General features: G+C 39.6%; 11 protein-coding genes. 9 read left to right on the top strand and 2 right to left on the bottom strand.

Features of this window, described 5'->3' with window-relative positions; all coding sequences use genetic code 11:
* A partial coding sequence (locus P9X27_04175) for a HAMP domain-containing sensor histidine kinase (protein MDP8253580.1) occupies positions 1-1,385 on the bottom strand: 1,385 nt, incomplete at its 3' end.
* A gap of 36 nt (positions 1,386-1,421) precedes the next feature.
* A complete protein-coding gene (locus P9X27_04170; protein MDP8253579.1) occupies positions 1,422-2,642 on the bottom strand; it encodes an FIST N-terminal domain-containing protein in 1,221 nt (406 codons plus the stop codon).
* A gap of 60 nt (positions 2,643-2,702) precedes the next feature.
* Here P9X27_04170 and P9X27_04165 point away from each other — a divergent pair, with 60 nt between their 5' ends.
* The 9 genes from P9X27_04165 to P9X27_04125 are packed head-to-tail and all read left to right on the top strand — an operon-like array spanning position 2,703 to position 11,820.
* On the top strand, positions 2,703-4,367 hold the full coding sequence (locus tag P9X27_04165) for an O-antigen ligase family protein (GenBank protein ID MDP8253578.1): 1,665 nt from the start codon (positions 2,703-2,705) through the stop codon (positions 4,365-4,367).
* 36 nt (positions 4,368-4,403) lie between these two features.
* Positions 4,404-6,200 (top strand): ATPase, T2SS/T4P/T4SS family, encoded by a 1,797-nt coding sequence (locus tag P9X27_04160; GenBank protein ID MDP8253577.1) that lies wholly within the window; start codon positions 4,404-4,406, stop codon positions 6,198-6,200.
* Positions 6,201-6,233: 33 nt separating this feature from the next.
* A complete protein-coding gene (locus P9X27_04155) occupies positions 6,234-6,719 on the top strand; it encodes a type II secretion system protein GspG (GenBank protein MDP8253576.1) in 486 nt (161 codons plus the stop codon).
* Positions 6,720-6,721: 2 nt separating this feature from the next.
* Positions 6,722-7,174: a prepilin-type N-terminal cleavage/methylation domain-containing protein gene (locus P9X27_04150; GenBank protein MDP8253575.1), complete on the top strand. Its 453-nt coding sequence runs from the start codon at positions 6,722-6,724 to the stop codon at positions 7,172-7,174.
* Positions 7,164-7,697, top strand: a complete 534-nt coding sequence (locus tag P9X27_04145; GenBank protein MDP8253574.1) for a prepilin-type N-terminal cleavage/methylation domain-containing protein — start codon at positions 7,164-7,166, stop codon at positions 7,695-7,697. The genes P9X27_04150 and P9X27_04145 overlap by 11 nt, the downstream gene beginning before the upstream one ends.
* A 25-nt stretch (positions 7,698-7,722) precedes the next feature.
* Positions 7,723-8,940 carry a type II secretion system F family protein gene (locus tag P9X27_04140; protein MDP8253573.1) on the top strand — a complete coding sequence of 406 codons (1,218 nt, stop codon included), beginning with the start codon at positions 7,723-7,725 and terminating at the stop codon, positions 8,938-8,940.
* 3 nt (positions 8,941-8,943) lie between these two features.
* Positions 8,944-10,431, top strand: a complete 1,488-nt coding sequence (locus P9X27_04135) for a LamG domain-containing protein (GenBank protein ID MDP8253572.1) — start codon at positions 8,944-8,946, stop codon at positions 10,429-10,431.
* A complete protein-coding gene (locus P9X27_04130) occupies positions 10,409-11,110 on the top strand; it encodes a type II secretion system protein GspG (protein ID MDP8253571.1) in 702 nt (233 codons plus the stop codon). The genes P9X27_04135 and P9X27_04130 overlap by 23 nt, the downstream gene beginning before the upstream one ends.
* 2 nt (positions 11,111-11,112) lie before the next feature.
* Entirely contained in the window at positions 11,113-11,820 is a 708-nt protein-coding gene (locus P9X27_04125) for a type II secretion system protein GspG (protein ID MDP8253570.1), read from the top strand.
* The last annotated feature ends 1 nt before the right edge of the window (position 11,821 follow it).

The following is an 11,821-nucleotide window of genomic DNA, read 5'->3' as shown; positions in this document are numbered from 1 at the left end:
TTAACAAGAGAGAGCCCAAGACCTGTTCCTTTCTTCTCTCTGTTTATATTGTTATCAGCTCTGAAGAACTCATTAAATAATTTATCCAGGTCTTTATCGTCAATACCAGCTCCGGTGTCATAGACTTCAAATTTAATATAGCCGTCTTCTGAAGTTAGGTTAAATCCAATTTGCCCAAGTTCGGGAGTGAATTTTAAAGCATTACTGAGCAGGTTGATAAGCACTCTTTCAAGCTGGATTTTATCAACCATTATATTTTCAGTCTCAGCTTCAAATCTGGTTCTAAACTCTATTTTTAACTCTTCTGTCTGAGGAGTTATTATCTCTTCAACGTCTCTTATAACTTCACGCAGTGAGGTATCTTCAATGTGCATTGTTGTCTTACCAGCTTTAATCCTTGAGATATCGAGCAGATTATTTATAAGATTTACGAGCTCATTAGAATGTTTGTTGATCCTCTTTAATCTTTCCTGCTGGTCTTTCTCTAGTTTTCCCAATCTTCCGCTAGCGAGTATTGTTGCATAGCCTTTTATTGAGGTGAGGGGAGTACGCAGCTCATGGGCAACTGCAGATACAAACTCATTCTTAGCCTGGTCTACTACCTGCAGAGCCTTATTTGCTTCCTCCAGCTCTCTGGTTCTCTCTTTGACGCGCTCTTCTAGGTCCTGATAAGATTTCCAAAGTTGCTCATATAGCGATGAATTCTCTATGCTTTGGACGAGCTGGTTTGCTAGGAGAGAGAGTATCTCTATATCCGATTCCGATGGCTTTTGGAATGTCTTTGTATTCCCTATTACCATAACACCGATATGCTTCTCTCTAATAGATAGAGGCATTATAATCATGGATGTTAAGTTGAGTTTTTCAGCTAAAGGAACTAGGCCTTCTGGCATATGGACCTTACTTCCTATATATATAGGTCCTTTTAAGGCTGAGATAGAGTCTATTATATTGTCTGGTATTTCAGGTTCTTCGTCACCGTAGCCGGTAAAATTCTTAACTCGTATACCCTTGCCATCCTCGCTGAATATAAAGAAAGCCAGCTTTTCAAAGCCTAACTCTTCAATATCTTCCTGATCTATGCTCTCTAGTATCTTGTCGGTTTCAAAAGTATTGGATACAGTCTGGGTTATCTTGTAGAGGGTATTTAATGCTTTTAGTTTTTTATCCAGCTCTCTTTGAATTCTCTGGAAGTTAAGGTTTGTATCAACAAGGAGTTTTGACTGGGTTTCAACATCAGCATAGACTCGGCGCATATAATCAAGCTCAGAGAGAAGCTTCTTTTTATTTATTTTCTCTTGGCCAAGAAGTGTAATAAGAAATGTAGCCAGGGTGAGCAGTATAAAAAAAAGTATTAACAAGCCCAGCCCGATATTTATATACATTTAGTCTCTCTTTTCATTTTATTTATATAAGCAGCATTATACTCTCTTTACCCCTACCGCAGCTAGAAGTATTGCTCCGTTTTGGTAGCGGGAGGTATTGGCTAATTTAGAAGAGCCTCCTAGAGGTGCAAACTGTCCCCTTGTATATATTCCGATTATTTTGGTGGTCTCAGGAACTTTTTTCTTTATAAGATTTATCTCAGTATTTATATCCACCCCTAAGATATCTTTGCGTTCTATTCCTGCAACCAATATTATGAACTTAGGGCTTATCTTCTCTTTCTGGAATGGCTCTAAGGCCTGGTTTAAGGCTTTTTCGGTTGCCTCAAGTAAGGTCTTTCTGGTCCCCATCATCAGTCTTAAGTTTTGGTTTTCCGCGACTTGTGAGTCTAGCAATATACTGCCGCCGGGTTCAAAGAACTTAGGAAATCTTATTACATAGTTATCTTTCTCTGCTTCAAGTCCTAAGGGGTATATTGTAGAGATTGAATCCGTATCCTCTTTCCTTAAATCAAGGTGTTTACCCAGATATTGAAAATAGTATTTTAAAGGGCTCATATCATCTAAGTTCTGGACTCTATTAGCCTCTGCTTTCTTTATTTTCTTGGGTAGACCCAGAGGGATCCAGCCATGGTGAGATCCTACTCCGATAACAAGGTTTTCACCTGCAAATAATATCCCAACCACTCCATCTCGGCTGCTCTGGCGGTTAAAAGATACTTCAGTTGGACTTAAAGACGAATCAGACGATACTATACCTCCTACAATAGGAAATCTTACCCCCAGCACTTCTTGCAGCCCTCTTAAGAGTTCTGTTTTTTGGATAAAGCTGTCAGAGCCGAAAACAAGAGCAAGCTTTTTCTGAGATTCTTTTTTATGTGTTTTAGCTTCCAGGGAATCCAATAGCCCCCAGGCCAGGTGATGCCCTGCTACATAAGGGTTCTCGCTTAAGTTCTTGACCATAGATATTGCATGGTAGTAGGAGTGGCCGGATAAGAGATTTAAGACCACAGATCTTTTTTTAAAAGTGTTGTTCATTACATTGGCTTGGGAGTTTATTATTACAAGGTTCTTCTCTCCCAAGGTTGCTTTTATGCCGTCGTTAATCTGCAGTATAGGGTATTCATAATGAGAGAATGCTATTCCTAGCTCAGGGACGTCTACTCCTAGAGATGAGAGGGCTTTGATCGCAGCATTTTTGCCGGCGAAGTAAGCATTGGTATCTGAGCTTATGCCGGTTCCTATTTTTAGAGCCATAAGATTGTTGTTTTTTTAAAATTAATGAATATGTTTATATAATAAAATTTATGTTTAGTTATGTCAATTTTATTAACCGTTGAGGATATTTTTGGTATAATAACGGTAATGAGAAAGTTGTATGATGTCTTACTTCTATTGGTAGTGGTTTTAATTCCGCTACTTTTCTCTAGGGCTACCTTTGAAGTTGTGAGGGTAAAGATCACGTTATTTGAATTGATCTTACCCTGGATCTTCTCCATCTGGCTCTGGCGTAATTTTAAATCCGGATTTAAGGATTTGTCCAAACAGCCTTTTGTGCTGATTTTGGCCGTGGTCTTATTCTATATTCTGGGGTTATTCTTATACTTTAAGAACAGTTTTCATACTGCCTGTTTTGAAAAGCTGCTTTTAAATACTCTATCTCTTGCTCTGATACTCTCTTTAATAGCAGAAAAGCCTAGAAGAGAGCTGCTGCATAAGGCGCTTATCTATCCGGCGCTTCTAGTCTTTGGTTTCGGAGTTTTCCAGGTATTTGGAATAAATATAGCTAATTACGGAGATGAGCTTATCAAGCAATCCAGGATATTCTCAAGCCTTGCAAACCCCAACAACCTGGCACTATATGCTAATATGGTTATCTTCTTAAGCATCTACTGCTACCAGAAGAAGAGAAATTTTATCTATCTTATTATTATAGTTTTTGGGCTCTTTAATTTAATCTTTACAAAGAGCGGGAGCGGCTTGATGTCTTTTGTCTTTGGGCTTCTGATACTTTCTTTCTCTTTAAAGAAAAATATCCGGGTCTTGAGTGTAACTTTATTTGCAGTTATACTCTTCTCCCTGATTATGAGTGTTGTATTACTGAAGACCGAATCTTTATTTTACAGAAGTTATGTTTGGAGCGATGTCTATAGGGCTATAAAAGAGAGACCTTTCACAGGCTGGGGCTTAGGGAGCTTCTCTTCTATATATCCTTATTTTAGAAACCCCAAACTTTTTATCTTACTTCAAGATCACCAGATAGAGTTTTCTCATCCTGAGAATTATTATTTCAATTTAATTATTGAGGGCGGTATCTTGTATCTGTTCTCATTTCTCTTTATGAATATCGCGCTTCTCTATTATCTCTTTAAGCATAAGAGAGGCTCAAGCTTAAGCTTCTGTTATTGTGCCATCTTAGGTTCTATGTTATTCCAGAATCTATTCTCACAGAGCTTCTATAGTTTTACTCCCTATTTTTTATACCTGATAATATTTGCTTTAGCGATGCGTGAGGTCAAGATTAGTTCAGCCAAAAGAGTTAATATAGTCAAGCTTCGGGTTCCAATCATCTCACTCTTTATTGCACTGAATATAGTAACTAATTATTATGCTTTGCGGTTTTTTATCTCTGATAGCTGCTTAAGAAAGGCGGTCTATTATTCTCAGCTCAGAAAGCTGTCCCGCGCAGAGCCTCTTTATAAGAAGTCGATAGAGTATAATTATTTTAATGCTCTGCCTCACTATCTTCTTGGGAACCTCTATTTAGAAGATGGGAATGAGGCCAATCTCTATCAGGCTTTGAGGCATTATAATAACGTAGAGCATATGGTCGGGAATTATCTTCAGCTCTATGCTTTTAAGGCGCTTGCTTACAGCAGGCTAGGGGACAAAGAGGGAATGAATCTCTATTTTAAAAAGATGGAATACAGCGACCCTTATCTCCATAGACAGTTCAAACATTATATTGAATTTAAGGATTAATTATTATAATATAGGGTTACAAAAAGAGAGGTTTCTATGGCTGAAGAAGAGAGAGAGTTAGATTCTGAAGAAGAGAGCTCTGAGATTGAAGAGAGAGATCTATCAGGTTTAGACGGAGATCAGGATCTTATATTAAATGAAGCGATTAAAAAAGACGGGCAGCCTTCTTTTATAAAAGAGAAGGGTTTAGAAGAGCTCCTTATAGATAGAGGTCTTCTTACAGATGAGCAGCTTGACTCAGTTAAGGCTGAGTCCAAAGAGACTGGAAAAACCTTAAAAGACATATTGATCGAGAGCGGCTTTATCTCTCAGGAGCATATGCCCATCCTCTTAGGTGTTGAGCTTGGGGTTAAGAGTGTAGATCTATCCAGTTTTATCATAGAGCCTGAAATAGCCGCTCTTGTTCCTGAATCAACGGTAAGAAAGCTAAAGGTTCTTCCCTTATTTAAAGAGGGCAATAGTTTAACAGTTGCCATGGCTGATCCGACTGATGTTAGGATTATCGATGAGCTGCACCGCGAGACATCTCTCATGATTGAACCGGTACTTGCATCTGATATGGAGATTGTAAGGACGATCGACCAGACTTATGGTACAGCCGACACAATCTATGAGGTTGTCAAAGGTATTGACGAGAAGAAGCTCTTAAGTTCAAAAGAGGCAGGAGAGGAAGCCCCGATAGTTAAACTTACCAACCTTCTCATAGTTCAGGCTGTAAGAGATAGGGCCTCGGATATTCATATTGAACCTGAAGAGAAGATGGTTAGAGTCAGATACAGGATTGACGGAGTCTTACATAGAGTTGTATCATTGCCAAAGTTTTTACAGATGCCTATTACTTCACGTATAAAGATTATGGCTGATTTAGATATTGCAGAGCGCAGGCTTCCGCAGGATGGAAGGATCAGGATGGATGTAGGTAATAAGTCTATAGATTTACGAGTCTCTCTGCAGCCGACATTATTTGGTGAAAATCTTGTAATGAGAATATTAGATAAATCCAGCATTATGATAGGTATTGAGAGCTTGGGGTTTTCAAAAAACGATTTCAATACCTTTGCAGATGTTGTACGCACGCCGCATGGAATGATTCTTGTAACAGGCCCTACGGGGAGTGGAAAGACAACGACGCTCTATTCTGCTATTAATAGGATAAATACAGAAGATAGAAGTATTATGACAATGGAAGATCCTACAGAATATCAGATTCCTCTTGTTAGGCAGACCCAAGTTAATCCTCAGATAGGCCTTACTTATGCTGCCGGGTTACGCGCGATATTGAGGCAGGATCCTGATATTATAATGGTAGGTGAAGTCAGGGATTTAGAGACGGCCGAGATAGCTATCCATGCTGCTTTAACAGGCCACTTAGTCTTCTCAACCTTACATACTAATGATGCTGCCTCTGCTTTTACAAGGCTTATCGATATGGGTGTCGAAGCTTTTCTAGCCTCTAGTTCTATAGCAGCTGTTATAGCCCAGCGTCTTATCAGGGTGATATGTGAGAATTGTAAGAAAGAGCATAAACCTTCCGAGGCAGCATTAGGTGAGCTGGGTATTAGAGATAGAGATAATGTTGTTTTTTATGAGGGTGTTGGCTGTCCGCTTTGTAAAGGTACAGGCTATAAGGGAAGGATTGGAATATTCTCCATTCTAAGATCGACTTCCAGGATTCAGGAGCTTGTAGTCTCCCGCGCTCCGGCTACTGACATCGATAAGGTGGCCAGATCAGAGGGTATGAACTCCTTAAGAGAGGACTGCCTAGATAAAGTTAGGAAAGGAGTGACAACGATTGAAGAGATGTTTAGGGTTACTCAGGATGTAGTTGTATAGTAACTGTAGTATAAAAAGGATTTGAATATGAATATGAAGAAGTTGAGATCTTTTACCTTAATGGAGTTGATAGTTGTTATGTCTGTTATAATCGTCTTAGGTGGGGTATTGCTTCCTCAGGTTAATCGCGTAATAACGGAATCAAGAACATCAAAAGCAAAAGCAGAGCTAGAGCATATCAAAGCTGCTATGTTAGCTTATAAGAAAGATACCGGAGAACTTCCTCCTAAGGCAGCCACATTTACTGAGGCCTCTATCACTGCAGCTATTATAAATGCTCTCCTAGCTACTGATAGTGCATCAGGCTGGGACGGTCCTTACCTCGATAAGTCGGTTCTGACCGACCCCTGGGGGGAAGATTATATATACGCTGATAATGATGGAGTGACAAGCAGACCAATATCTTATCTGCTCTCTAAAGGTCCGGATGAGACTAAAGATGTATTAAACCCTCATCTAACAACTGCTTCAGGTGTCGATGATGATATTTATGTTGTTGTCTATAACGACGGAGATTAAAAATGATGAAATCTAAAAAGAGAAAAAGATCCGGTTTTACCCTTGCAGAGGTAGTTGCAGTTATTGTTATTTTAGGGCTCTTATCAGGCGTTATTACACCTCAGATAGTTAAGACTATTAAAAAAGGAAGAGATGTCAGGCGTATTTCAGATATTGATAGTCTTGCCTCGGCTCTTCAGGCTTATTATCTAGATAATGCTGCCTATCCTACAGCTGCGGCCTGGACCTATTCAACAGGTGCTTTTTTAGGGGATCTTACGACAGGCAACTATATAACTCAGACCATAGAAGACCCTAAGAACGATGCTACTTATAAGTATGCTTATAAGAGGGATGCTACAGGAGCTATACCTTTTGCGGTTATTGGTTGCAAGACCTTTGAGCAACTTTCTACTATGGGCGGTACTGTTTCAAGTGAAACATTATATTATTATAAACAGCTCTATGAAAGATAGAGATGCTAATTTATTAAACTCTGGAGGTTTAAAGATGAGAACCTCAAGAAGAGGCTGGACTTTGATTGAGATGGTTATGGTTATAGTAGTTGTATCTACTTTAGCTTCGATATCCATTATTAAAATAAATAATGTTATGCATGCAGGTAGAGTTGCTACTGCGGTCTCAGAAATTAATATAATAAAGAAGGCTCTTATGAGTTATTTTGGTGATAATATTGCTTTTCCTGCTAATGCTTCTGCCGGAGCTGATCCCGGTTTAGTTCCAGACTATATAGACTCCTGGCCGGATGAGAATCCCTGGAATGGAGAGTACGAATATAATTACGGCACATATGCTACTTTTAATTTTGACGGTACAGCAGGTAATGAAGCCTATCTCTCTATAAATAAAGGAAGTGATGATTTAACATCTGAGACATGCGTAGATGTGGATAATCTCTTAGACGATGGTACGACTACGACCGGTAAAGTCAGGTCTAATGGATCAACTTATATCTACATCTATGTTTCAGAAGGCTAAGATTAATATTTTAAATTGATAAGATATGCCTACATATACATATAAAGCAATAGATGCTAACGGAAAGTATTTTAAGGGCAAGCTTAAGGTATCGAGTGAGTCTGAAGTAGAGGGCGTGCTCTCTCAGCAGGGTCAAACGCTTATAAGCGTCCAGGAAGCAGTTAAGAAGCAGCAGCTTTTCTCTTCGACAAAAAAAGTGTCTAAGATAAAGAACAGCTCTCTAATAAGCTTCACTTACCAACTGGGAACATACGTTGATAGCGGTGTGCCGCTCTTAAGTTCGCTATATGATCTCTCTAAGACCCCTGAGGATCCGTACTTAAGCAGTGTAGTATTTGATATCTATTCTATGATAGAGAAAGGTTTCTCTTTTGAGGAAGCTTTGAAATCTTATCCCAAAATATTCGACAACTTATATGTAGGGGCTGTAAGAAGCGGTGAGACAACAGGTAATCTGGCTGAGGTTTTAAAATATCTCTCTCATTATTTAGAATGGAAATCTGCGATAAGATCTCAGGTTATGCAGGCCATGATCTATCCGGTTGTTTTGTTGCTTGCTATAGGCGGAGCTATGATAGTTTTGGTTACGTTTGTACTGCCTAAATTTATAGGTATATTTGAAGGTATGGATATGGAAATACCCATCACAACCAAGACGCTGATGTGGATGAGCAATACTGTTCGCACTCAGTGGAAGGTCCTTATCGTAGGCTCTATTGCCGCTTTCATTGCTTTTAAGACTTACCTTGGTACTCAGCAGGGAAGGTTATTGTTTGATAGATTGAAGTTTAAACTGCCTATATTTGGAGTACTGCTTAATAAAGTTGCCGTATCTCGTTTTACTCATACTTTCTCAATGGCTTTAAGGAGCGGCATTGATGTTATAAGAGCATTAGATTTATGCCGCTCGGTCGTAGGCAATAAGGTCTTAGAGATGGACATATCTTCAATAAGAGATAAGGTTAATATAGGTGAAAATCTAGCCAACTCTTTTAAAGAGAGCCGCGGGTTTCCTCCTCTACTTACAAGAATGGTCTCAGTTGGTGAGAGTTCCGGTACGTTAGAGGAGACAGTACGTAAGGTATCTGAATACTATGACAATGACGTTCCTAAGACTATAACCAGGGTCTTTGCTTTGATGGAGCCGTTGCTCTTGGTCATTATGGGCATAGGCGTAGGTTTTATAGCTTTTTCAATATTTGTTCCGATGTTCAATATGGTTAATGTTGTTAAGTCACATTAAAAAATGGTTTTATCTCTGTTCCAAAATTATCGTCATAAGAAAGGTTCTGCTCTATTGACAGAGGAGAAGGGCGTCACTTTCGTCTCAGCTGTTATCCTGGTTGCTGTAATGTCGCTCTCTATTTGGGCATCTCTGGTATTGAGCGATGTAATACTTAAGGCAAAGAGTATTAGTACGACTGAAGATGAAATGCAGATAATAGTCAACGGCCTTTTAAGTTTCTATAGAGATTGCGATCAGTTTGTAACTGATAGCGGGGATGCTGCAGCAGACTTCCTAGACTTAGAGACTCAGCCTCTAGCAGCCCGCTTTGAGGGCACTGCGTCTCTGCAGAGTTACAGACAGAGCGTTTGGGACGGCCCCTATGTTAGAGGGGGGTATGATGAGGATAAAGACGGAGATACTGTCGATTTTATACAAGAATATCTTAAGGATGCTTGGAATAAACCCTATATCTATGATTATACTGCTGGGGCTACAACAGCTACCATTACAAGCTATGGTTTAAATCGTGCAGCTGGTGGAGGAGACGATGTAGTTATAACAATTACTGCAAATGATGTGGTTGAGGAGAAGATAAGAAATACAAAAGGAGAGCTTGCTTATATAAATGCCAGAAAAGAAGAGCTGGAGACAAGATATGATAATGCAGGTGAGACATTTTCCCCTGTTGGATTTGATATAGACAATTTATTTCAAACTTACGGCTGTGATACTACGGGTCTCATTAGTCATTGGAAGATGGATGAAGGTTCTTGGGATGGAGTAGCTCCTGATGCAGTAGATTCTCAAGGATCTAATGATGGCACTGCCTACGGAGGGGTGACTACTGTTTTTACAGGCAAGCTTGGTAGATGCGGGAGTTTTGATGGGGTGGATGATTATGTGAATATTCCGGGATATTATCTCAGTACAGCTACAGCTGGAGGAGCTATTGAATCATGGTTTAATAAAGCAGGAGATTCATCAGGCAGTAATTCTGCTGGGGGAATATTCAGTAATGGGGGATCAAGTCGGCCATTAGTTTATGTATTAAATACTGAAAATATTCAGATTTATTGGAGTGGTGCCAGCGGGATGTTAGTAGGTGGAGGCGAGTATACTAATACATATAGCATTTCAGAAGACGAATGGTATCATGTTGTTTTTTCTTGGACAGAAGATCATTATTATTTGTATCTTAATGCGGTTTTGAAAGAGGATAATGCCTTTATACCTTCAACGCCTATTAGTGGAGATAGTTTAATAGGTAAATATAGTGCCGATAATGTTTTAAATGGCTTTATCGACGAAGTCCGTATCTGGAGCCGGGCTTTACCTGCCAGCGATGTTTTTCAGGAATACTTAAGAGGGGTTTATTTAACTGATTGGGCTTATAAATACGATGAATGGCAGAGTGAGTATGCCTGGGATAGCGGAAATGGAGTTTTTTATAGTTTTGGTCCTGATAGAGTTACAGGAGGTGATGATGATATATACCAGAGTGAATAGAAAAGCCTTTACATTACTTGAGGTAATAGTTGTGATTGTTATTGTGGGCATCTTTGCCGGGGTTTTAACGCCCCTTGGTAATATTGCTATTAGGCAAACAAAGATTCGGAGCACAGAAGAGAAGATAGAGATTCTTGATAAAGCTCTATCTTCATATTATGAGAGCAATGCTGAGTTTCCAGAAGATACGACACTAGATCCTAATGATCTAACATCTTTAGAGACGGCAGGTTATATTAGTGAGTCTGAATATGGTGATGACTATGCTTATGATGCTTGGCGGGTAGCTTTTCAATATACCTATAATGCCGGTCAAATTAGCGCTACATTACGTTCATTTGGTCCGGATAGGATTGCAAGTGATGACGATATTCTTTATATAGTGCAGGCCAAGGACATCTGGAAGAAGTGGCGTAGAGATACTCAGAAGAGGCTGAGCAGGGTGAACCAGGCTGTTGAAAAGTATATCTCAAAAGGTAATACCATTACTACTGGGAATAGCTCTGAGGTTCTATCTTCTGAGCTTGATGCTGCTGATATCTATGATCCCTGGGGAGAGCCTTACCGTTATGATGAGAATCTATCTACCTTCTATAGTTACGGTCCGGATAGTTCTCCGAGCGGCGAAGATGATGTCTATGATGAAATATATCCGGCAGGAGTTGATTTAACACCATAGTTATGAGTTATCTGTACAATAAAATTAAAGGTGTAACTCTGATGGAGCTTATCGTAGTCATTATAATAATGGGGGTTTTAGCCGGGCTGTTAACTCCTCTTGCAGTAACGACTATAAGAAGAGCAAAGATATCTAACGCTGAGAGCAAGCTCCATGCTTTAGGTGAGGCGTTGAGGCTTTACTATGAGTGTAACTTTGATCTGCCAGCCAGTGATTTGACAGATCTTTCTCCGGAGTATATTAGGTCATCTGAGTATAGTGGTGACTATGCTTATGATGCCTGGAGAAAAGCCATTGTATATACCAAATCAGATTCAAAGAATGCAACCCTTGTTTCTTATGGGCCAAATAGGATAAGCGGGGGAGATGATATAACATACAATGTCTCCTGCAGCGATATCTATAGGAACTATCACAGAGCAGTAGAGGATGAGTTGATAGAGGTTAACAAGGCTGTTGAAGATTTTGTAAGAGATGGTTATGCTTTAAGCAGTTCTATTACATCTGAATCAGCCGATTTCAGTACTTATCTAATAGATAGTGATTATAAGTATGATAACTGGGGCATTAGAGGTGCTCCCGGAGAAGATAGGGCAGCTGGAGAGCCTTACCATTACGATGAGACCAAGCAGACATTTTATAGCTATGGTCCTGACGGAGCTGATGACTCCTGTAGTGATGATGATATTCTACCTGAGGGTATGCCTTAGA

It is taken from the genome of Candidatus Kaelpia aquatica, from assembly GCA_030765335.1.
Lineage (GTDB): Bacteria > Omnitrophota > Gorgyraeia > Kaelpiales > Kaelpiaceae > Kaelpia > Kaelpia aquatica.
The sequence above is the reverse complement of the archived record's forward strand: the minus strand, read 5'-3'. Positions and strand labels throughout refer to the sequence as shown.